Source organism: Pseudoalteromonas sp. SK18 (genome assembly GCF_001974855.1).
Taxonomy (GTDB): Bacteria; Pseudomonadota; Gammaproteobacteria; order Enterobacterales; family Alteromonadaceae; genus Pseudoalteromonas.
Genome location: NZ_MTQB01000015.1, coordinates 77,751 through 101,051 on the forward strand (window position 1 = coordinate 77,751; position 23,301 = coordinate 101,051).

Below are 23,301 nucleotides of genomic sequence, written 5' to 3' on the forward strand. Positions count from 1 at the left end.
AAGTCCTATAGCTTGGCAACATTATCGGCAACGGCGCTTCGCGTTAATTTTATTAGCGGTAATGCGCTCACAAATAAAGCTAACATAAACATAAGCACAGTAAAGCCAGCTAATTGCAGCCAATTAAAGGTCATGGCCATGGTCCAACCAAAGGCAATTGGCATTACGTAGGTTAGTAGTACCCATCCAAGGCTAAGCCCCAGTGGTATAGCTAATAACAAGGTGGTTAAAATTATGAGTGCAGCTTGCAGTACTTTTGCCCCCAATAATTGCTGCTGGGTGACACCCAGCGTTTGCAATACCGCCATGGGCTGTAATTGCCCACGCCCTAAAGTTAAAAAGCTTACCCACATGCCAAATAGTGCAATCAGCATAATAAATATATTAAGCGCCTGAGTAACATAAAAAGTTTTACCAAATAACTGTTTTGCAAAGCGTTTAAACTGCTGATTAGCAATGACTTGTTGGCTATCTAATTGGTGCTGCTTTTGAATATATTCGGCCATGGCGTCTACGTCGCTATTAGGATTTAGCCAAAGCGATAAACCATACTCAGTGTAATTTAAGCTGCTATTCAATAATACATTAGTTGTTACAACAACATTTAACCCTTGCTCGCCGTAATCAAAATAGGCAGCACGTACTTGGCACGTTAGTGTATTAATATGCTGTTTTAGGGTTATTACATCACCTACTTTAAGCGAGTACTGCAGCAAGGCGGGTTCGTTCACTAAGCAACCCACAACCCCATTTTTGTTCTTTTCAAATACTGCAGATGTAGGTGCTTTATTGTTTAACAAAGTAAGGTGTTGGTTGTAGCTGGCCGTTGCACCAAATGCCATAACATCAACAGCAATCCTATTTTTAGGTGTTTTAAGCTCACTGTTAGCTGACCAATATACGCCTACTTTTTCGACCTCTGGGAGTTCACGCAATTTAGCCCCTAACGCTTGAATGTTTTGATCGGGCCTTACGTATAAATCGGCGCTTAGGCGTTTTTCAAGGTGTGTATCTAAGGTGTCACTAAAACTGCTAACCATAATCTGCATACCTACGGCGGCTCCCATCGCCATTAAAATAGCGAGTACCGAGCTTAGTAATGCGGGTAATTGCACTAGGCTATCTGCTTTTAACCAGTGAATAATGGGATTTTGTGTTGGCCATGGCAATTTAAAAACGGCTTTAACTACCGGTGGCGTAATAACAAAAAAGAGGAGTAACACACAAACACACAGCAATAAGGCGCTTATTTTGGTATTTGCCGTTAGCGCTAAGTAACTGGCTGCACAAATAGCTAACGCAAACATTAGCCATTTAATACGCGCTAAAAAAGTACTTAATCGAGCCGATTGACTGGCTAAAAACCCCAACAAAACAACAATATTAAGTGTAAAACCGCTGACAATCATACTGCTATCAAGGCTTACTACAAAGCTTCTATCTAGCTGGTAAAGCCCTCGAAGAGTCGCCGATACATCCATAACTAAGGCGTTTGCCAGTGCCGCGCCTAATAATGCACCTAATACTGCAGCAAAAAAACTAAGCACCGTTAATTCAATAACCAGCGCTTTAATTAACACCGACCTTTGACAACCCAGCACCCACATTTGCTGCTGCAAGTGAGCACGCGCATTGTATGCCAGCTTAATTGCATTAAAACTTAAAAACGCACCCACCACATAACCTAACAAAGCCAGCGCTTGTAAATTAAAGAAAAATGCCTCAGAGAGCGCATCAAAAGCTTGCTCTTGCGCAGCTTCAAGCCGTGCTTGCTCGCCTAACAATACGTTTAACTGGGCTGCTTGTTTGTTATTTAAGCCACTTACTTCAAGATAATTAATTGCCCCATTTGCGCGCAGTAACTTGTCTGCAAGGCTAATATCCACCAGCATGGTCATGCCTAAACCTTGTAATTCGCTTACCGCTAAAGTAACAGTGGCATCGCCCATGTTTATATTAATACGGCTGTTTTTTAAATTTAGCCGCTGCATTAATTTAGGGTCGATATAAACAGTATTTAGTAACTGTTCAAACCCAGAATAACGATTATTGGTTGTTGATGCTGAGCCGCTGGTATTTTTTGTAAGCCACTGTAATAAATTGACGCCCCTAAGCGCGAGTTTTTGCTGCTTATCGCTTTCAATTATGCCCTCTAAAACCGGTTGAACCTGCGTAAAACCAGCCGCCCTAATACGCGACCACATACTGTTGGGCAAGCTGTTTTCACCTAGCACAGGGCGTACAAAATGCGTCACTGGGTTTGCAATTAACGCCGTAGTTTGTTGATAGCGCTTACCGGCCTCTAAGTTTAAGCCCTGTATTGCAGTAAGTAGCGCCGCGCCCAAACTAAAGCCAATAAAAAACAGTAATAACAGCCCTACATGGCGGCGATAAAACTGCATATACGTTATTAAAATAAGTTTAAGTTCAGCCATTAATTTGGCCATCTTTTAAAAACAATTGCGTAGCAAACTGATCGGCCAATCGCTGACTATGAGTGACCATAATAAGTATTATTTGTTGCTCTTCGCACAGGCTTTTTAATAGCGTAACTATATCGAGTGAGCGAGCGGCATCAAGGTTACCCGTAGGTTCATCAGCCAATAACAGCTTGGGCTTATTTAATAGCGCACGGCCTATGCCTACCCGTTGCTGCTCACCACCTGAGAGTTGTTCAGGCATTGCTGTAAGCTTGCCTTCTAAACCCAGTTTTTTAGCCATCGTATTTACTTCATCGTCGCTAGGCGATAACCCATTAAGCCTTGCTTGAAAACACATATTGTCTTTCACATTTAACGGGCTGAGTAATTGGTAATGCTGAAAAATAATACCTATTTTACGCCGATAAAGCGCAAGCTCATTGGCACTCAATTCACTAATTTTTTGTTTATTAACCGTAATAGTTCCTGCATCTGGAGACAGTAAACCGGCTAATAAATTTAATAATGTTGTTTTACCCGAGCCACTATCACCTAGTAAGGCAATGTGCGCCGCAGGCAAAATAGTTAACGATAAGTCATTAATTATTTGTCGTTTTAAGCCACCATCTTGGCGTGTAAAAAACACATTATTTAGCGAAATCATAAAAAAAAGGTCATTCCTGCAACAAAAAATACGGTCTGTTATATAAACGATACCATATCAGTAAAAAGCTCAAATAAGCGTTCTTTTTGTGACCGCTACCGGTAAAGTTAATTTTACTTGTAAGCTAAAGCACTTTTTACTTTCGTAACTCATTGTATTTTACACGCACCTAAGCCATGCTATTTATCTCAACGTTAATAAGGTAAGCATGTGTTAGAAATAGCGTTAATTTACTTAGCTGCCGCCATTGTTGCAGTTCCTATAGCAAAACGACTTGGACTTGGCTCTGTGCTGGGTTATTTAATTGCTGGCATTTTGATAGGCCCTTATGCATTAGGTGTCGTAGGTGACCAAACTGATGTAATGCACTTTGCTGAATTTGGCGTTGTGATGATGTTATTTTTAGTTGGCCTTGAACTGCAACCTTCGCGTTTGTGGACTCTGCGCCACTCAATTTTAGGGCTTGGCGGATTGCAGGTAGTATTAAGTGCAGCGGCTATTTTTGCCTTTTGTTATTGGTTTTTTGCCATGCATTGGCAAACAGCACTGGCTATAGGCTTAATGCTCGCACTGTCTTCAACTGCTATTGTGCTGCAAAGCTTAGAAGAAAAAGGCTGGTTAAAACAAGAAGCTGGGCAAAATGCATTTTCGGTTTTATTATTTCAAGATATTGCGATTATTCCTATTTTAGCGCTGCTCCCTTTACTTGCTTTTGCACCACAGGGTAACTCAAAAGACATTAACGACTCCATCATTGCTAGCTGGCCTATTTGGCAGCAAGTAGGGGTTTCTGTTGCTGTTATTGCCGCCATCATTGCAGGCGGTAAATATGTGTCGGCACCACTATTTAGATACATAGCACAAACCCACATGCGTGAAATATTCACAATTTTTGCATTGTTTTTAGTGGTGGCTATTTCGCTGGTGATGCAAAGTATTGGCTTATCGCCCGCACTGGGTACTTTTTTAGCCGGAGTTGTATTGGCCGAAAGTGAATTTAGACACGAGCTAGAAGCCGATATAGAACCCTTTAAAGGCTTATTACTGGGACTATTTTTTATCACGGTTGGTGCATCAATTAATTTTGAACTGCTGTTTAATCAGTTCAGTACCGTGATTGCCTTAGTGGTGCTATTAATTGTCATTAAAGCCTGTATTTTACTTGCCTTGGCAATGGCTTTTAATATTAGTCGTAAACAGCAACTGCTATTTACCTTAGCCCTTGCTCAGGGCGGCGAGTTTGCGTTTGTGCTGCTTAGTGTAACCACCACCTTGAGTATTTTAACCCCAGAGCAAACCAATTTAGTTACCCTTGTGGTTGCCGTTTCTATGCTAATAGCGCCTTTACTACTGATGTTGTATGAGCAAATTCAAAAGCGTAGCTATAGCAGCACGGCACCCGAATTTGATAAACCAGAACAAATAAGCACAGCTAAGCATGTGATCATTGCCGGATACGGCCGTTTTGGGCAAATTATGGGGCGTTTATTACATGCGCAAGGCTACGAAATTACCGTACTTGATCACAGCCCAAGCCAAATAGAACTGCTGCGCCGCTTTGGTAATACCGTATTTTATGGTGATGCGGCACGCCAAGAACTGCTTGAAGCCGCGGGCGCGCATACAGCACAAATGCTGGTTGTTGCAATTGATAACCCTGATAAAACCATTGAGATTATTAAGCTGGCGCATAAAAACTACCCCCAATTAAAAATAGTGGCGCGCGCCATAGACCGCCGCCATGCATATCAATTACTTAATTTAAAAGTGGATGCGTTTAACCGCGAAACCGTCGACTCAGCCATAAACTTAGCCATAGAATCATTGCAATTGCTTGGTAATAGCAAAGAAGATGCTGAACGTGCTGGTAAATTATTTAGAGATCACGACCGTGCTGCGGTACTGCAACTTGCCGAGTTATGGGGTGATGATGCCAGTTATGGCGTAGCCGTGCGCCAACGTATGGAAGATTTAAAGCAGGTATTACAACAAGATAAACAAGCACGGCAAAACTTAAATACCTGTGACGCCAACGATTATGAAAATGGCTTAACTGAGAGCACGGTTAAGCCAAAAAATGCTAATGATGATGCCCACCTTGAATAGCCTCGCCTTGCTGATTATAAAAACCAGTAGCGCCGTGCTCTATAAAACCAAGGTTAATCATTTTAGCTAAAAATGGATCGCTTTCGTTATCGCCAATATCCGCGTAATCGGTGGTTTGAAAGTTATCCCATTTTGCAAACTGAGCCTTAATTGCAGGTGTATCACTGTTTACATCATTTAAGCTAAGCAAGGTTTGAGTATCACTTTTTTTATTGGTCACACTAAAAGTTTTAACTAATTTTGCTTGCGGGAGAAAAGCCAGCTTAAATTGGTTATCGCCCTCATTAAGCACGTAATTTTTTACCTCATTACAACCCTCACCTTGTGAACTGACTAGGGTCATTTTTGCAATTAAATGGTTATCCACCAGCTGACTTTTAGCACTCCAATTTTGCACTCCACGTACCTCCGATGGTTGGTACTCAATACCGCGTTGTTCGGCATTAAAGTAACGAATAGGACGAAGCTGGTTATTACTTAGCTGCTGCCAAAGCTCGGTTAGTGTTTCACTTTGATGCGCCACCTGCTGATTGTTTCGCCAAAGAGTAAGTGACTGGGTGCTGTGCTGCGATTTGTGCTGATTGGTAATTTTATAGTCGGCTTTTAGTTGCGCAGCATCAATGTCGCACTGCTGGGCGAGCGCACTCGTGCTGGCCAGTGCTGAGAATATAAATAATAGCTTTTTCATTGGGGTAATCTCTTAGTTAAACATTACTTTATGACTCTAAAATAACGCTTAATAATGGCATTTGTATGACACAAAAAAGCCCGCACAGTTTGCGGGCTGTTTGTTTTGCTAGTTAATTTATTGCGCTACTTTTTCATCCGCCGCTTTTACAAAATCTGCGGCAAAGTCCATTACATGGAATAAAAAGCTTTGCTCATTAGTTCCAGTCACTAAGTGGGCACCAGGTCCGGTTGCATACACACCCACATCTTCACCCGCATGGGTTTCTGATGATAGTGGCACCAGTGCTTCTTGGTGAAAGCCCGGCGCTGTAGTATCAACATTGCTTAAATCAACACGCCCTGTAACGGGTGCAAAGTTATAGCCTGCATCTGCATCGGTTTCATTGCCTAAGTCTCTAAAGCCACCACCATTAGTGTAACCAACCGTAGTATAAGGCATATCATCGGCAGCTAAACTTGGCTCTGTTTGGCCTACACCAACCACTTTACCCAATATTGGGTTGCCACGCTTAGGGTAACCCGCAATAGTAAACACATGGCTGTGATCGGCCGTGACCACGATTAGTGTTTCTTCTGGGTTAGTATTTTCCATCGCCACTTTTACTGCATTAGCTAACTCAATAGTGTCGTTTAATGCATTGAAAGCGTTACCCGCATGGTGGGCGTGGTCAATGCGGCCCGACTCTACCGTTAAGAAAAAACCTTTATCATTGTTATCTAAAACATTAATAGCTTTTTCGGTCATTTGCGATAGCGAAGGCTCACCAGCGATATCGTTACCGCGATCAGCTTCGTATTGCATGTGCGATTCGTTAAATAAACCAAATACCTTTGTGGCATCATCGCTAATGGCATCAAACCCAGTTTGATCCATTACGTAAGTACCAGTCGGGTAAGTTGTTTGCCATTCTGTCACTAAATTACGCGCATCAGTACGGTCGCCTTCAACAGCACTCATTGCATCTGCAGAATTAAAGGCTGCATCTTTAGGTAAAAAATGACGACGCCCGCCACCCATAACCACTTCGATTCCGTCTACATCAACACCACTAAAACGGGCTTCTAAGTTCTTTTCAAAATTAACCAGCTGTGAAGCAATATCTTCACAATTGGCTGACTCTGAAGCTGGCATATCTGAAATATCTTCCCAGTTACGATCAGCCGACTTAGCATAAGTTGCCGCAGGCGTTGCATGGGTAATACGTGCCGTAGAAACAATACCGGTAGATTTACCGGCAATTTCAGCAAGCTCTAACGAAGTAACAAGCTCATGCCCTTTGCCTGATGCACAATTACCACGCTCAACCGCTTCATCAATACCAATTACACCCACATCGGTTTTTACACCAGAGGCCATTGCTGTCATCGTACCGGCAGAATCAGGTGTTTGTGCATCTACGTTATAAGTTTTTACAAACCCAGAATACGACATAGTTTCAAAGCTTAATTGGTGATCTTCACCCATCTCACCCTGCAATTGCCCTGCTAAAATACGCGCCGCCGTTATGGTAGAAATACCCATGCCATCACCAACAAACAAGATCACGTTTTTCGCTTTACCTGACTCTGTTACTACCTTACTTGCTGCATCTTGCGCACTAGCAAGTTTAGTTTGTGCGTCGCTAAACCAAGCATTGTTACTTAATGAAGCGAGCTGTTCACTCGTTAATGAGGTAGCTGGGTCGTTACATACTAAGTTAGTGTGCGTTACTTCGCTGCTCTCTAATTGCCCATTAGTATTGGTATCAACACCGCTTTGCGTTTCTACGCCGCCATTAACACATTGTGCTGAGCCTACTGCGATTTGGTTATCTACCGCTAAAATATTATTACTGTTTTTGTCGTCATCACTCGAACACCCAGTTAATGCGACCATTACTGCTAAAGAAAGTACTGTTAATTTATTCATGTGAGCCGCCATTATTGCTGAGTTAGTTCAAGAGCTTGATTAATTAAATGAAATACAACGTTTTGTTCTATAACACCTTGAGCAAGGTGAGCACCTGGGCCCATTGCATGCAATGAAATATCTTCACCTGCATGCGTTTCAGAACCAAGTGGAACAGTAGCCTCTTGGTGAAAACCTGGCGTATTTGTATCAACACCATTTAGCTCAACACGTCCTGCAACCGCAGCTGTTTCATAGCTTGCATCTGCATCTGTTTCATCAACTAAGTTTCTAAAACCGAGGCCATTTGCATAACCTACTGTGGTGTATGGCATGTTATCAGCAGCTAGCGTTGGCGTAGTTTGGCCAACACCAACCACTTTACCTAAAATTGGGTTACCGCGTTTCGGGTAACCAGCAATAGTAAATACATGACTGTGATCGGCTGTAACTAAAATAAGCGTTTCTTCAGGGTCGGTGTTATCAACGGCAGCTTGAACGGCTTTTGCAAATTCAATAGTGTCGTTAAGTGCGTTAAAAGCATTACCCGCATGGTGAGCATGGTCAATACGGCCCGACTCTACGGTTAAGAAAAAGCCTTTTTCGTTTTTACCCAGTACATCAATCGCTTTAGTTGTCATATCGGTAAGCGACGGCTCACCAGCTATATCGTTGGCACGGTCAGCTTCGTATTGCATGTGCGATTCGTTAAATAAGCCAAAGACTTGGGTTGCATCATCGGCAATAGCATCAAACCCAGCTTGATCCATCACATAAGTGCCATTTGGATATTGTGTTTGCCATTCAGTAACAAGGTTGCGCTCATCAGTACGATCGCCTTCTACGGCGCTCATTGCATCATTTGAATTTGCAGATGCATCTTTAGGTAAAAAGTGACGACGGCCGCCACCCATTACAAAGTCTAAGCCATCAACATCGGTACCTATAAAACGCGCTTCTAGGTTTTTTTCAAAGTTAACTAGCTGTGAGGCAATATCTTCACAGCCTGCATTAACTGCTGCCTCTGGCATGTCTGAGATATCTTCCCAGTTGCGATCAGCCGATTTAGCATAGGTTGCACCCGGTGTTGCGTGAGTGATACGTGCAGTGGAAATAACTCCGGTGGCTAAGCCTTTAATTTCAGCAAGCTCAGTGGCTGTAAGTAACTCATTACCAGCCACCGTTGAGCACTCACCGCGCTCAATATCTTCATCAACACCAATAACACCCACATCGGTTTTTACACCTGAGATCATGGCCGTCATGGTGCCTGCAGAGTCTGGCGTTTGTGCATCCACATTATAGGTTTTAACTTGCGCAGAATAAGGGAACTGCTCAAAGCTTAAATAGCCTTCTTCGCCAAGCTGATTATTGCGTTGACCTTGTAAAATACGCGCTGCCGTTAAGGTAGAAATACCCATGCCATCGCCTACAAATAAAATAACATTTTTAGCTTTAGTGTTTTTAATTGCCTGCGCTTGCGTTGTTTTTGTTGTTAGTTTTGCTTGGGCAGCGCTGTACCAGCTGCTGTCTTTTTGACTTTGCGGTAAAACATTGGCATGACTAACGGCACTAAACGCACAGGTTAGTGCGATTGCCGCAGCAACTTTTTTAATTTTCATCCGTAATTCCCATTATGTAGTGGTTATTTTTAAAAGTGTGAACACAAAAAACATCAACCGCTGTACTCTAAAAAAGAGTTATGACTAATAAAGGTAATTTTGATGAAGAAAAAATGACGGTGGCAATAAAACGCAGAAAAAGTGAAAGGATATGGGATTTAAAAAAGCTTAAACCCCATTAAAAAGTTAATGAGTAATATTTATTGCCTTTGCATACGTTGCAGGAGCAAAGCGGGTGGTCATAAACAGCATTGCAATTAGCGTTATTACCAACATAAACCAAGATGCTTGATAGCGTGCAGTAACATCGAGTAAAACACCTGCTATATAAGGCACGATAGCGGTAATAATAAAACCAACACCTTGGACAAACGCAGTGAGCACACCTGCCAATTTGGGATTAGCTAAATGATCGAGCGCCACGGTGAGTGTTAGCGAAAAACAAGCACCTAAACCACACCCTATCATCCCCACCCAAACGTTCATCATAGAGTCGGGCATCAATATTAATCCTATAAAACCTATTAGCTGAATCGCAACAGCAAAAAATAACCAAGGTCGCCTGTCTAAGCGGTTTGCTGAAAGTACCGGTGCACCCAATGCACCAATTACCTGAAAAACAGTCATAACGCCAATAAGCTCCCCACTATTTCGTGCACTCCATCCTAAATCCTGAGCGTAACTAGGTAACCAAGCAATCATGCATGCATAGCCGCCATTAGCGAGTCCAAAATAGGCAGCAAGTAACCATGCTCGCTGGTTAAAAAATAAATTAAGCTTAATACTGTTATGCTTTGCGTCCATCTGCTCCTGCGGCCTTAACCACCAAAGCAACAGAGCAATAACAGGAATGATAAGCCACACTCCAAGCCCTGCTTGCCAACTGCCATAATGCACCGCCACTCGCGGCGTTAATATTGCAGCTATACCACCGCCAGCCATAAGTGAGGCAGAATATACCCCCATAGCTAAAGGAACTCGCTGTGGATACCAACGTTTAACCACTCCTGGAGCCATCGCTTGCACTATTGCAATGCCTGTACCGCCCAATAGCGCACTGATTATTAACGCCCAACCACTGCCAAGCCACAAACGCCAAAAACCAGCTAATGCAATTGCAAACAATCCACCAGCAATCCACGCATTTTCACTTAAATAACGCCCAAGCCAAGGAAGCAATAATGGAAACACACCCATACAAAACATAGGGAGTACGGTTAACAAAGACGCCCCTTGTAAACCAAGCCCAGTGCTTAAACGAATTTCTTCAAGTAATGGGCCGGTAGAGGTAAGCGTGGGTCGTAAGGTCATTGCGAGCACAGCAATGATTAACATTGGCCAAAAAAGCGAAAGCGCCGATGCATAAGAAGAAGTAGAAGTGCTGTGATTACTCATCAATAAAAACCATCCTTAATAACCAAAAAAAGCCGGCGCTTAGCGCCGACTGTTTATATAAAAAGTATTATAAAACGTTTAGAAAGGCTTGTAAGGTAAGAACTTACCATCAAGCGTAATTACAGCACGTGAGCCACCTTCAGGATCTTCAACTTTTTTCATATCTACTTTAAAATTAATTGCGCTAATAATACCGTCGCCAAACTGCTCATGAACTAATGCCTTAAACGTTGTACCGTATACTTGCATCATTTCATAAAAACGGTAAATAGTCGGATCGGTTGGCATATTGTTTTCTACACTACCACGTAGTGGAATAGCTTTAAGTAATTCAACCGCACTTGCATCAAGGCCCAGCGTTTGTGCCACTTTTTCAGCGGCTTCTGCAGGCAATGGGTGCTGGCCTAATAAAGCCGCCGTCACGTAAACGTCGCTTAAACCTGTGCCCTCTGCAATTTGTTCAAACGACAGATTTTTTTCTGCTTTTGCAGCAATAATTATATCGGTTAATGCTAGGCGCGCCGTGTTGCTCACTTGAGATTGGATCATAATAGTACCTCTTACAATGGTTGGTTAAACAGCTACAGGAAGCTGAATTGGATATGCACGAACATCGGTATGTTCGGCAAGGGAAACAAACGTATTCGTTGCGCCATTTAAAGCTTCAATGCCGCCAGATTCGATATCATAAACCCAGCCATGTAATGCCAAGCGACCTTCGCCAAGCGCAAGACGCACCGATGGATGGGTTTTAATGTTTTCAAGTTGTGCAATCACGTTTTCGCGTACCATAGCTTCAATGCGCTCACGTTCATTTGCATGATTACGTGCTTCATTGACAATGCGAGCTGAGTCGGCGTAACGCAGCCAACTGCCAACAGCAGGCATGTGATCCATGCACTTACAGGTTGCTATTGCCGTCATTGCTCCGCAATCAGAATGGCCGCAAATAACCACATCGGTTACTTGCAGTGCAGTAACTGCATATTCAACTGATGCAGAAACCCCGCCAGGCTCAGGCCCGTAAGATGGGACGATGTTTCCGGCATTGCGAATAACAAATAATCCACCAGGTTCACGTTGTGTTACGAGCTCAGGCACTAAACGACTATCAGAACATGAAATAAACAAAGTCCGTGGATTTTGCTTAGTAGCCAAATTTTTAAATAAATCGGCACGCTCTGGGTATGCATCACTTTGAAACTTTAAAAAACCTTCAATGATATCTTTCATAACGGGTGTCTCTATATTGTCGATGAGATGAATATTACGCCCGCTTTTTAATAAGGTAAAAGACTGGTACATTATGATACCGATAAGAAATACTTATAGTAGAGCCATGATACTGCGTCATATCAATTACTTTTTGGCGGTTGCCAAGCACCAAAACTTCACTAAGGCGGCAGCTTCCTTGTATGTGTCGCAACCGGCGCTATCGCAGCAAATTAAACAACTTGAAGAAACTCTCGGTGCACCTTTATTTGACCGCTCAGGTCGCAGTGTAAAATTAACCGATGCCGGTGAGGTGTATGCCCGCTATGCACAAAAAGCATTGCAGGATTTAGCAGAAGGAAAGCGAGCTATTCATGATGTAAAAAACCTCAGCCGAGGTGCATTAAGAGTGGCTATTACACCCACCTTTACAACCTATCTTATTGGCCCCTTAATTAAAGCGTTTCATCAGCAACACCCTAATATCAGCTTAAGCATGGAAGAAATGTCGCAAGAGCGGATGGAAAAACGCCTACTTGATGATGAGTTTGACCTAGGCATTGCCTTTGAAGGCAGCCATAGTGCAGATATAGAAGCACATAATTTACTAGAAGAAACACTCGCATTGGTGGTTAACAAGCAGCATGAGTTAGCGCAGCAAAGCTCCATTGATTTGCATACGCTCAATGCGCAATCACTGGTGTTACTGAGTAATGAATTTGCAACGCGCGAACAAATAGAGCGCCATTGCCGTCAGCATAACGTGCAACCAAATGTGCTTATGGAGGCTAATTCACTCAGCGCAGTTATTGAAATAGTGCGTTATACCCAATTAGCCACACTGTTACCTTCAAATATTGCCAGTAAACATGAGGAGCTCACAGCGATCACACTTGCACCGTCGTTATTAAAGCGCACAGCTGTTATATTGCAGCGTCATGGGAGCTATCAAAGTGCAGCAACAACAGCGTTTATTAACCAAGCGCATCATACCGCAGCACTTATAAACACCCGCTCTTAGCTATATACATAAAAGCCGCTTAGTTTATTGATCTCGTGCTTGAGCATAAGCCAGCTATTGCCTACAATAGCGCATAATTAATTCAACGCAGATCACCATTATGACTGATACAAACAAACCAGAATTACCAAATCAACTGTCTATCAACCCACGTAGCAAATTTTATGTAGAAGAAGTATTTGAACATGAAATAGGTATTACTCTTAACGGTAAAGAGCGTTTTGACGTTGAAGAATACTGCATCAGCGAAGGTTGGATTAAAGTAGCAGCGCCTAAAGCGCTAGACCGTCGTGGTCAGCCATTACTTATGAAAGTAAAAGGCACTGTAGAAGCGTTTTATAAGTAAGCTAAGCCTTATTAAAATAAAGCGACACCTTTGGGTAGTCGCTTTTTTTGTGTCTGTTTAAAAGCATTGAGTTTTTTTCATGTTAAACCTGATGAAGTTTCATTATGAATTTTCAAAAAGTATGTTTGAATAGCTTTAATTATTTAGACGTTTAGAAGTCCATTATGAGCAAGTTAACAATATTAGATGGCGGTATGGGTCGTGAACTCAAGCGTATGGGTGCGCCGTTTTCACAGCCACTTTGGAGTGCTCAGGCACTCATAGAAGCTCCGCAATGCGTAACTCAAGCGCATCAAGCTTTTATAAATGCGGGGGCAGAAATTATTACGGTAAATAGCTACGCCTGTGTCCCCTTTCATTTAGGTGAAACGCTTTACCAAGCACAAGGCGCAGCACTTGCACAGCAGGCAGCGGTTATTGCAAAAGAAGCGGCTCAAAACACTAAACAAAACGTGCTAGTTGCGGGTTCATTGCCCCCCGCATTTGGATCGTATCGTGCTGATTTTTTCCAAAGTGAACGCGCATTTACTATTTTAGATACCCTATATAAAGCACAGGATGAATATGTAGACATTTGGATTGGTGAAACTATTTCCAGTATTGAAGAAGCTCATGTAATGGCAAGGGTGCTTAAGAATTCAAACAAACCATGTTATTACGCATTTACCTTAAATGATGAAGTAAGCGAACAAGCGACATTGCGCTCTGGTGAACTAGTATCAGACGCTATCCTAGCATTACTCGAATATAATATAGCGGGCATATTCTTTAACTGCTCTATTCCCGAGGTTATTGAACAAGCGCTGCGCGACACTAATCGCGTGCTAAAGCAGCAAAATAAGCACCTTGATTTAGGAGCCTTTGCGAATGGCTTTACCCCTATTGCCAGTGACTATAAAGCCAATGAAGGCTCGCAAGGTTACCGCGACTTATCACCCGCTGAGTATGTAGACTTTGCTAAACAATGGCGTAGCCTAGGCGCAACAATTATTGGTGGCTGCTGTGGTATTGGCCCTGAATTTATTGCAGCATTGGTAAAGTGGAAAAGCGATATTGAAGCGCTTTAATTTTAATGACTGCATTTGAGGATTAATAAACAATAAAGCCGACAAATGTCGGCTTTATTATCTTAACTTTTACTTACGCCAGCCACTCCACACATCATCTTCTGGGTTGGCTTTATTTTTCTTCTTTTTCTTACCAGTGCCTTCAGGCTTGGCCATGGGTTTGTCGTTTTTAAGCGCATCAGCTGCATCAAGATTCGCTTGGTTTACAGTAAAACCTGTTACCTCTTCGCGCTCTAAGCGTAGTTTGTTTTTCTTTTCAATAATTCTAAAGTGATGAAAGTCTTCATAATCAATTAACGATAACGCTAAGCCGACTTCACCTGCACGGCCGCTTCGGCCAATACGGTGCATGTAATCAGCAGGGCTACGCGGTAAGTTAAAGTTAATAACAACAGGCAATTTGGCAATATCTAAACCACGGGCGGCAATGTCGGTGGCAATTAACACCTCTATTTCGCCATCTTTAAACTTTTCGATTACTCGGGTACGTTCACTTTGGCCTTTATCACCATGGAATACTTGTGCGTTAACGCCGCGTTTTTCAAGCTTACTGACTAAGTGCTCACAGTCTTTTTTAGCGTTGACAAAAATAAGTGCTTGGCGCCATTGATGCTGCTTAATTAAATGCGCTAAAACCGTGGTTTTCTCACCTTTATTAACCGTAAATACGCGCTGAACTAATGTGCTTTCGCCTTTGCTTTGTACTTGTATTTCAACCGGATTAGTTAACAGCTCTTGCGTTAATTGTTTGACTTGCTCTGGGAACGTCGCTGAAAACAACATGGTTTGTTTTTTAGCAGGCATAAGCGCTAATAGCTCAGCAAGCTCTTCAGTAAAGCCAAGGCTTAACATGCGGTCAGCTTCATCAAGCACTAAAGTTTTTACTTTATCGAGCTTAATCGCATTGCTTGAGATTAAATCAAGTAAACGCCCTGGGGTTGCTACGATAATATCGGCACCGCCACGTAGAGCTTGCATCTGGGTATTAACCGACACACCACCAAATACCGCCACCGTTTTAATGGCGCCATTAAAGTTAGCAGAATACGATTTAACGCTATCGGCCACCTGCTTTGCAAGCTCACGGGTAGGTACCAAAATAAGCCCTGATACAAAGTTACCTTTGCTAGCAGTTTTTTTAGCACCTTGCGCTAAAAATAGCGTTTGTAGCATAGGCAAAGCAAAAGTTGCTGTTTTACCTGAACCGGTATTTGCCCCCGCAATTAAGTCACTCCCCGCCAAGATACTTGGGATTGCTTTTGCCTGAATAGGTGTAGGTTGCGTGTATTCAAGATCAGACAAACGAGCAATTAGCTCTGGAATAAGGCCAAGTTCGTTGAAATTACTAGGATTTGCGGATGAGGTCATAAAAGGTGCGGGCTCATTACTAAAAATAGCCTGTAATTTTAGCGTATTTAGCAGCTATTAAGTAGGGGTTAGTGATTTAAATCTCTTTATGGATAACAGCTGCGCGATTCGCGCAACAAGTTACGAGCAGGTTTCTGATATTTTTAGATAAGAGCTTATCCCACACTTTGTCATAAAAGACTTGTTTTGGTAGGTCTCTACTATTCTAAGATACAAAGTGACCTGCACGCTCAACTAACTCAGGGTAATGTATTATTGAAAACTCTTGATTTTGATTCCAACTAAAGTCATGTAAGATCATATCTCCAAGTTCTTCAGTACCTCTTTGAATTTCTGTAGATTTAACTCCACTTTTTCCTAATAACTTACTTATAACACTGATAATCTTACCTTCCGAAGCTACCTTTGAGTACAAATTCGACTCAGGATTATTCATTTTATTAATAAATATATCCCAATTTTGCTGGTTAGTATCAGTTCGAAACTTATTTTTCCACATTGGAATCGTGATTTTATACAATTCTGGCTTACTTATTTTTAATATCGCTAAAAATGCTAATGGTAATGTATACAATCTTTCTTTAGTCGTTAATTGAATAGCTTGAAGAATCTTAACTGCCTGCTCAATATCACGTAAACCTGCATCACATAAAACCGCAGTTTGAGCCAACAAATAAGCGTTACCATTATTATGTACAGCAATTAACTTATCATCACTAATAAGCTCTGTTTTCCATAAATACTCTGAGTAAGACAAGCGATTTGGTGACGGTAGATGATAAATTTGATCGAAAAATCTATTTAGGTATTTTTTAGATTCAAAATTATTACCATAAATAGCCTTGATCGAATGACTTAATTGCTCTGAGGCGGTAGCTACCACAAAGTAAACGCGGGGTATTTGGAATAAATGTTTAATCGTCTCGAGTAGTTCAATAGCATAACTAGGTCTACATCTATCGAGTTCATCTACGAATATAAAAATTGGTTTTTTATCATTACCCGCCTTTTTAGCGATCTCCCCTAAATTAGTTTTAAAAGTATTAATACTCTTTTCAATACTATCTTGATGTTCTAAGACGATATTTGTTGCTTGAGTAGTTAATCCTTCTACTAGTTTATTTGTAGCCTTATCTTCATCACCATCACTCAACATTAATTTATTTATTTGATTGAGAGAGTTGCCTGTCAATCTTTTTGCTATAAAGGATAAAAGCAATGGAGCAGCAGCAAGCTTAAATTTATTCCATTTAGTTTTTTGGCTTGCATTAGCCTTTTTATCAAAAAAGGGTTTTAATTCTTTATCGATAGCAGAGATAAAACCGAGCAAAGGGTTATCTGTAAAATCCTTCTCCCAAGCATTAAAATAGACGACTTCACAACCTTCAGATTTTAAATCTCTTCGCCAGTTTGTAAGAAAATAGGTTTTACCAAACCCCCACTCTGCATCAATATTTAAAACAAAAGGCTCATCTTTTTTTATTGTAAATCGATTGAGTAAGTATGCAGTTAGATACTTAGCATCTTCCTTTCTATTTAGCTTATCGTCATTCCATGGTGCCATTTTCAGAGTTCCTGATTTTGTTTATAGATATATCGTCATTGAATCATAAATAAACAAACTTTAACTTCTATTAAGAATAACTAGCTTATTTAGATTCTGCTTTAGCGACCATTACTAAGTTCTGCTTGTAACCTAGCTTTTGTTTCTCTTAAGTAATTTATATAAGGGTATGAGTCATCTGCAATGGCTAGAGCAGATTCCATCTGTTCAAGTGCTTGACGAGTATCACCTTGCATTTCATAGCCATAAGACAAGGCTGAAAGCGCATCGACTGATTTGGGGTGATTTTTTATATTGTATTTAAACACCTCAATAGCACGGGTAAATTGCTTGCTGCCCGTTAAGTTATAACCGAGTGTTCTAACAGCGCGGTCTGGTGGAGATACCTGTTCGCCCCATTGCTGAGATAATGTTTGATAATAAGCATCAATAGAGGCTACATCATCAGTTAAAGCACTGATAGGCATTTGTTTAGGTAAAAATAAGTTGTAATAGGCATTAAATATGCCTGCAGCAGAGGTTAAGCCATGCGAGATACCATCAAACGCATCACTAAAAAAGCGTAACCCCCGCACTTTATGTGATTGCAGTGATTGCAGCAATCCATTATACCTTTCACGCATTATGCCGGCTTCTTCGCCAATATTGATATAAACGTAGTTATTCAGGTCTTTCGTTTTAGCTATAAACGACTTAGTCGCCTTTACCGATGCGCCATAGTTCCACCAAACCGCAGGGCTATAAGCAATATGCGCTTGAAATAGTTCGGGCTTTGCCTGCAAAGCATATAGCGCAAATACACCTCCAGCGGAAGCGCCAGAAATAACCTTATAGTCATGCGTACGATAATTTTTATTAACGAGAGGAATAAGCTCTTGTTCAAAGAACGCTAAAAACGTTGCAGCACCGCCCCCTTCACCAACTGGGCCCTGTGGCTCTTTATTCACTGTAGGGTAAAAATCTCTAAGTCGATTAGTGTTTTCAATAGCGACAATAATTACCTCAGGCGCACGATTATCATTTTGTAAACGCTCAATAACAGCACTGGCAAGCGGTATATTACCCGCCCCATCTAAGCGATAAACAACAGGATATGCCTTCTTTGGCTCAGCTTGGTAGCTCTTTGGTAACTGCACAACAACTGTGCGCTCTTCGTTTAAAACAGCCGATTTAATAGTGTGCGTGTGCACAGAGTAATCTGTACTTTGCTGTTTAGTGTCAGATTGTGAAAAGGCACTTTGTGAACTAAAAGCAAAAAAGCTAACAAAACAAATGACGGTTAAAAAACGCATGACTAATCCCTTAGAGAATAATAAGTTACTTAAGCTAACAGACTTTCAGGCACAAAAAAAGCGCCTTAAGCGCTTTTTTAACATTAATAAAAACCTATAACCTTTTGATTTTACTCAACTGTAACCGATTTTGCTAGGTTGCGTGGTTGGTCAACGTCAGTGCCTTTAATAACCGCTACATAGTACGATAGTAACTGTAGTGGAATTGTATAATTAAAAATCATAGTTTAAACGTTAGCAATGAAATCTTTATGTTCTTAGTTTAAAAAACTCATATATGATACTTTTCGAGTATATGGATTTAATTAAACTATAAGGGAATATTTATGCCTCAATTTAATTTGCATTTAAATCAAACAAACCTAGTACATTGCAATGATTTTGCGCCTCAGAACATTTTTAAAGGCTCTTCTACCGATGTATAAAATACCCGAAATCATTTATTTTATAGTGTCGCTTCCAGCATTGATATTTTTCCTCATTTCAACCTTATGCTTCACTCGTATTTCAATGAAACACATAGAGAAAAAAATGCGTGAGGAAGGGATACATGAACCACTTTGGGATAAAGGGCTGGGTATAAGAGTGAGCATGTATGGCAAAGTAATAAGGCGGCAAAAACCCGTAAAGGCGACGGTTGTTAATGATGAAGCCATTTTACGACACGCCAGACCTATAGATTTAATTTTAGCTCGCACAATGCATTACTCTTTCGTAATTATGATGACCCTAGCCGTTTATGGCTACTTTGCTTATGATTTAGGTAATCGCGCATATTAAAAAGGCGCACAAAGCGCCTTTTACATTCAACCAAAATTATAACCTGTTGATTTTATTCAACTGTAACCGATTTTGCTAAGTTACGTGGTTGGTCAACATCTGTGCCTTTAATGACCGCTACATAGTACGACAGCAACTGTAGTGGAATTGTATATACAACAGGGGCAATTACGTCATCTACGTGGTTTACGTTGATTACACGCATTGTGTCGTCTGACTCAAAGTGTGAGTCTTTATCAGCGAATACATAAATGATGCCGCCGCGAGCACGTACTTCTTCTACGTTTGATTTAAGCTTTTCAAGCAATTCATTGTTTGGTGCTACAACAATAATTGGCATGTCAGCATCAATAAGCGCTAATGGGCCGTGTTTAAGCTCACCTGCTGCGTAGGCTTCAGCGTGAATGTATGAAATCTCTTTAAGCTTAAGTGCGCCTTCCATCGCGATTGGGTATTGTGAGCCGCGCCCTAAAAACAGTGAATGGTGTTTATCAGCAAATTCTTCAGCAAGGTCTGCAATGCCATCAGCCAATAGTAGCGTTTCTTCTAATTTAGCTGGAAGCAATTTTATAGCGTTAACAATCGTGCTTTGATCTAATCCTTTTTCTTGCGCAATAGACGCAGTAAGCATTAACAAACCAACAAGCTGTGTAGTAAATGCTTTAGTAGATGCAACACCAATTTCAGCACCGGCTTTGGTCATAAAGGCAAGATCAGATTCACGCACAAGCGATGAGCCTGGTACGTTACAAATAGTCATTGACCCCATGTAGCCTTGCTCTTTAGCTAAACGAAGTGCTGCTAAAGTATCAGCCGTTTCGCCTGACTGTGAAATCGTTACTAGTAGGCTGTTTTCGTGTACAAATGACTGACGGTAACGGAACTCAGAGGCAATTTCGACGTTACAGCTAACACCTGCAAATTGCTCAAGCCAGTAACGAGCAACCATACCTGAGTGGTATGACGTTCCACAGGCAATAATTTGTACGTGTTTTACGTCTTTAAATATTTGCTGTGCGCTATCGCCAAAAGCATCAATAGCTACGCGGTCATCGTTTAAACGTCCTTCAAGGGTGTTACGTACTGCAAGTGGCTGCTCATAAATTTCTTTTAGCATGTAGTGACGGTAATCACCTTTACCTGATGCATCTTGTGTGATGTTTGATTCAACAACTTCACGCTCAACCGCGTTGCCATCTGCATCAAAAATTTCTACAGTGTCGCGAGTAATACGCGCTACATCACCTTCTTCTAAGAAGATAAAGCTGCGAGTTACTGGTAATAATGCAAGTTGATCAGAAGCAATAAAGTTTTCACCAAGGCCTAAACCAATAACTAACGGGCTACCTGAGCGCGCTACAATAATTTCGTTATCATTCGCTTTATCAAACACAACGGTACCAAATGCGCCTTCAAACTGTTTAACAGCTGCTTGAACTGACGCTAATAAAGTAGTGTGCTGCTGACGTAACTGATGAATTAAATGCACCATTACTTCGGTGTCGGTATCTGATAAAAACTCGTAACCGTCGCCTTTAAGTGCTGCACGCAAACTTGCGTGGTTTTCAATAATACCGTTATGTACAAGCGCTAATTGATTGCTTGAAACATGTGGGTGAGCATTAGCTTCAGTTACACCGCCATGAGTCGCCCAACGAGTGTGTGCAATACCTGTGTGGCCGCTAACACCAGCTTGTTCAAGTGCTGACTCTAAGTTTACAACCTTACCAACTGCTTTAACTGTATTAAGTGTATTGCCTTCAAGTAAAGCTACACCTGCTGAGTCATAACCGCGGTACTCAAGACGCTTAAGGCCTTCAACTAAGATTTTATTTACTGGACGTTCTGCAACAGCCCCAACGATTCCACACATAGTGTCTCCATTAATTTTTTAATTCTAGCAACTCACGATGTAGTTGCTATTGTATAATCTCTGCGCAAATTAGTTTTACACCACACGCCTCTATGGCTGCACGCTTATCACTTGCTAAGCCACTGTCGGTTATTAATGTGGTTACTGTTTGCCACGGTAATTCTAAATTTGGTATTTTTCGGCCAATCTTTTCTGACTCAACCAGCACAATAACTTCGCGCGCAGCTTTAGCCATGACTTGGCTTAATCCAACAAGTTCATTAAACGTAGTTGTTCCACGCGTTACATCAATGCCATCGGCACCTATAAATAGCTGATCAAAATCATATGAGCATAGAACATTTTCAGCTACTTGCCCTTGAAACGATTCTGAATGCGGATCCCACGTTCCACCTGTCATCAAAAGTGTTGGCTCGTTTTCAAGTGCTAATAAACGTGTTGCCACTTTAATGGCGTTAGTCATAACAACTAACCCCTGCTTGGTAGCCAACTCAGGGATCATCGCTGCAGTGGTGCGGCCGCTGTCAATAATAATGCGGTTATGATCTTTTATAAGCGCCGCTGCTGCCTTAGCAATGGCTACTTTGCGCTTAGAATCGATCTCATCGCTTACTATCTCTTTTGGTAGCGCAATAGCTCCACCATATCGGCGCAGCAACAAGCCACTTTTCTCAAGCGCGGTTAAGTCTTTCCGAATGGTTACTTCTGATGTTTGAAACTGTTCAGCAAGGGTCTCAACAGCCACTTCACCAAGCTCATTTACTTGGCTAAGGATCAGATGACGGCGTTGCTGTGTATTTCGTTTGGTCATTAAGTAACTACCATTAAGTTTCGTTTCGAAAGTTAGGGGATTTTAAACGAAACATAATAAATGGCAAGTGAATGCATAAAAAAAGCGCAGTTTTATTCAAATTATCATCATGCTCAAAGTAGGTTAAGCTAGACACCATTATTTAAGTTAAACAAAATTGATATGCAGCCATTTAATAGTATTAGTAAAGAGAATCTAACGCAGCGTAAAGCTGTGCACGAAATTTGCCGCTTATTTAATAAAAGCCCCAGTAAAGGTAATTTAAAGCGAATAAAAGAATTATGCTCACACTGTGGTGATGGAGTAATTATTGAAGCGGGCTTTCATTGTGACTATGGCAGTCAAATACATATAGGTGATCGTACTTTTATAAACATTAACTGTACTGTATTAGATGCACCAATTAATGAAGGAGTGATTACGATTGGTAGCGACTGCTTAATTGGCCCTAATGTTCAGCTATTAGCAGTTTCGCATGCTGTGAACCCAACTGAGCGCCTCAATAAAGAAAACTTTGCAGCACCAATCTCCATAGGTAATAACGTATGGATTGGCGCGGGAGTTATTGTGTTAGCTGGTGTTACCATTGGTGATAATGCTGTTATTGGTGCGGGTTCAGTGGTAACTAAGAGCATTGCATCAAACACCGTGGTTGCCGGCAACCCAGCACGTGAAATAAGAAAGTGCTAAGGATCATCGTTAAGCCTTAGGCTCATATTTACCCTTATATCTCGAACCCGTATTTTCACTTTATTCCAGATGCAAAAAAGCCCGACTCTTTAAAGTCGGCCTTGCTTGTATTTGGAGTCGGTGCGCTACTTCGTAGTGACCACGCAGTAGAATATCGTAGTGCCTACAGCGCTAGAGAGCCACATAGCAAGGTACATTTAATGTTTTTAATGGGATGCGTTGGCTCTGAGGTTAACGTTGCGCTATTTTGCCCATGGGTTTCATAATACTCAACCACGCTACGGTTGCCTGGTTAACGCTGTGCAGCTGATAGCTGACGGCTGATATTTTCAGTTTCCTGCAGACGTAAAAAAGCCCGACTCTTGCGAGTCGGGCTTTCTTGTATTTGGAGCCTGGTAATGTCCTACTTTCACATAGCAAATGCTACACTATCATCGGCGCTGTTTCGTTTCACTACTGAGTTCGGCATGGGGTCAGGTGGGTCCAAAACGC

19 protein-coding genes and 1 rRNA gene are annotated in these 23,301 nt (G+C 41.5%); 6 read left to right on the forward strand and 14 right to left on the reverse strand.

Going from position 1 to position 23,301, the window contains the following annotated elements; genetic code table 11:
- Nucleotides 1-5: 5 nt before the first annotated feature.
- On the reverse strand, nt 6-2,435 hold the full coding sequence (locus BW139_RS12130) for an FtsX-like permease family protein (RefSeq protein ID WP_083708669.1): 2,430 nt from the start codon (nt 2,433-2,435) through the stop codon (nt 6-8).
- Nucleotides 2,428-3,084: an ABC transporter ATP-binding protein gene (locus BW139_RS12135; protein WP_076919843.1), complete on the reverse strand. Its 657-nt coding sequence runs from the start codon at nt 3,082-3,084 to the stop codon at nt 2,428-2,430. Before BW139_RS12135 ends, BW139_RS12130 begins: the two co-directional genes overlap by 8 nt.
- A gap of 210 nt (nt 3,085-3,294) precedes the next feature.
- Here BW139_RS12135 and BW139_RS12140 point away from each other — a divergent pair, with 210 nt between their 5' ends.
- Complete coding sequence (locus BW139_RS12140; protein ID WP_076919844.1) at nt 3,295-5,190, forward strand: monovalent cation:proton antiporter-2 (CPA2) family protein; 1,896 nt, start codon at nt 3,295-3,297, stop codon at nt 5,188-5,190.
- Here the strand turns inward: BW139_RS12140 and BW139_RS12145 are convergent.
- The 6 genes from BW139_RS12145 to BW139_RS12170 form a co-directional block, all read right to left on the reverse strand.
- Complete coding sequence (locus BW139_RS12145; protein WP_054202726.1) at nt 5,165-5,878, reverse strand: hypothetical protein; 714 nt, start codon at nt 5,876-5,878, stop codon at nt 5,165-5,167. The genes BW139_RS12140 and BW139_RS12145 overlap by 26 nt on opposite strands.
- A gap of 117 nt (nt 5,879-5,995) precedes the next feature.
- Nucleotides 5,996-7,789 (reverse strand): alkaline phosphatase, encoded by a 1,794-nt coding sequence (locus BW139_RS12150; RefSeq protein WP_076919845.1) that lies wholly within the window; start codon nt 7,787-7,789, stop codon nt 5,996-5,998.
- Nucleotides 7,790-7,800: 11 nt separating this feature from the next.
- Nucleotides 7,801-9,390: an alkaline phosphatase gene (locus tag BW139_RS12155; protein ID WP_076919846.1), complete on the reverse strand. Its 1,590-nt coding sequence runs from the start codon at nt 9,388-9,390 to the stop codon at nt 7,801-7,803.
- Between the two features lie 186 nt (nt 9,391-9,576).
- The gene (locus BW139_RS12160; RefSeq protein WP_076919847.1) at nt 9,577-10,785 is read right to left on the reverse strand and encodes a CynX/NimT family MFS transporter; all 1,209 of its coding nucleotides are present in this window, start codon (nt 10,783-10,785) and stop codon (nt 9,577-9,579) included.
- A gap of 78 nt (nt 10,786-10,863) precedes the next feature.
- Entirely contained in the window at nt 10,864-11,334 is a 471-nt protein-coding gene (cynS, locus tag BW139_RS12165; protein WP_028834723.1) for a cyanase, read from the reverse strand.
- Nucleotides 11,335-11,358: 24 nt separating this feature from the next.
- Nucleotides 11,359-12,090, reverse strand: a complete 732-nt coding sequence (locus BW139_RS12170; RefSeq protein ID WP_303047078.1) for a carbonic anhydrase — start codon at nt 12,088-12,090, stop codon at nt 11,359-11,361.
- Between the two features lie 34 nt (nt 12,091-12,124).
- Here BW139_RS12170 and cynR point away from each other — a divergent pair, with 34 nt between their 5' ends.
- The 3 genes from cynR (at nt 12,125) to BW139_RS12185 (ending at nt 14,431) form a co-directional block, all read left to right on the forward strand.
- On the forward strand, nt 12,125-13,018 hold the full coding sequence (cynR, locus tag BW139_RS12175; protein ID WP_076919848.1) for a transcriptional regulator CynR: 894 nt from the start codon (nt 12,125-12,127) through the stop codon (nt 13,016-13,018).
- Nucleotides 13,019-13,118: 100 nt separating this feature from the next.
- Nucleotides 13,119-13,364, forward strand: coding sequence for a DUF3297 family protein (locus BW139_RS12180; protein WP_008112798.1), 246 nt, complete (start codon nt 13,119-13,121; stop codon nt 13,362-13,364).
- A gap of 164 nt (nt 13,365-13,528) precedes the next feature.
- Nucleotides 13,529-14,431, forward strand: coding sequence for a homocysteine S-methyltransferase family protein (locus BW139_RS12185; RefSeq protein WP_076919849.1), 903 nt, complete (start codon nt 13,529-13,531; stop codon nt 14,429-14,431).
- A gap of 69 nt (nt 14,432-14,500) precedes the next feature.
- Here BW139_RS12185 and BW139_RS12190 read toward each other — a convergent pair whose 3' ends face one another.
- The 3 genes from BW139_RS12190 to BW139_RS12200 all read right to left on the reverse strand — a co-directional run bounded on the left by BW139_RS12190 (nt 14,501) and on the right by BW139_RS12200 (nt 18,655).
- Nucleotides 14,501-15,799: a DEAD/DEAH box helicase gene (locus tag BW139_RS12190; protein ID WP_076919850.1), complete on the reverse strand. Its 1,299-nt coding sequence runs from the start codon at nt 15,797-15,799 to the stop codon at nt 14,501-14,503.
- 205 nt (nt 15,800-16,004) lie between these two features.
- A complete protein-coding gene (locus tag BW139_RS12195; RefSeq protein WP_076919851.1) occupies nt 16,005-17,363 on the reverse strand; it encodes a P-loop NTPase fold protein in 1,359 nt (452 codons plus the stop codon).
- Nucleotides 17,364-17,464: 101 nt separating this feature from the next.
- Nucleotides 17,465-18,655 (reverse strand): alpha/beta hydrolase-fold protein, encoded by a 1,191-nt coding sequence (locus tag BW139_RS12200; RefSeq protein WP_076919852.1) that lies wholly within the window; start codon nt 18,653-18,655, stop codon nt 17,465-17,467.
- Between the two features lie 417 nt (nt 18,656-19,072).
- Here BW139_RS12200 and BW139_RS12205 point away from each other — a divergent pair, with 417 nt between their 5' ends.
- Entirely contained in the window at nt 19,073-19,435 is a 363-nt protein-coding gene (locus BW139_RS12205) for a hypothetical protein (protein WP_076919853.1), read from the forward strand.
- A gap of 52 nt (nt 19,436-19,487) precedes the next feature.
- Here the strand turns inward: BW139_RS12205 and glmS are convergent, their stop codons facing one another.
- Both glmS and BW139_RS12215 read right to left on the reverse strand, forming a co-directional pair.
- The gene (glmS, locus tag BW139_RS12210) at nt 19,488-21,308 is read right to left on the reverse strand and encodes a glutamine--fructose-6-phosphate transaminase (isomerizing) (protein ID WP_008112790.1); all 1,821 of its coding nucleotides are present in this window, start codon (nt 21,306-21,308) and stop codon (nt 19,488-19,490) included.
- A gap of 46 nt (nt 21,309-21,354) precedes the next feature.
- A complete protein-coding gene (locus tag BW139_RS12215; protein ID WP_008112788.1) occupies nt 21,355-22,119 on the reverse strand; it encodes a DeoR/GlpR family DNA-binding transcription regulator in 765 nt (254 codons plus the stop codon).
- A 162-nt stretch (nt 22,120-22,281) separates the two neighbouring features.
- Between BW139_RS12215 and BW139_RS12220 the strand changes: the two genes are divergently transcribed.
- Nucleotides 22,282-22,809 carry a sugar O-acetyltransferase gene (locus BW139_RS12220; RefSeq protein ID WP_076919854.1) on the forward strand — a complete coding sequence of 176 codons (528 nt, stop codon included), beginning with the start codon at nt 22,282-22,284 and terminating at the stop codon, nt 22,807-22,809.
- Nucleotides 22,810-23,199: 390 nt separating this feature from the next.
- On the opposite strand, the gene rrf is transcribed toward BW139_RS12220, so the two are convergent.
- Nucleotides 23,200-23,301, reverse strand: a 5S ribosomal RNA gene (rrf, locus tag BW139_RS12225); the annotation flags it as partial.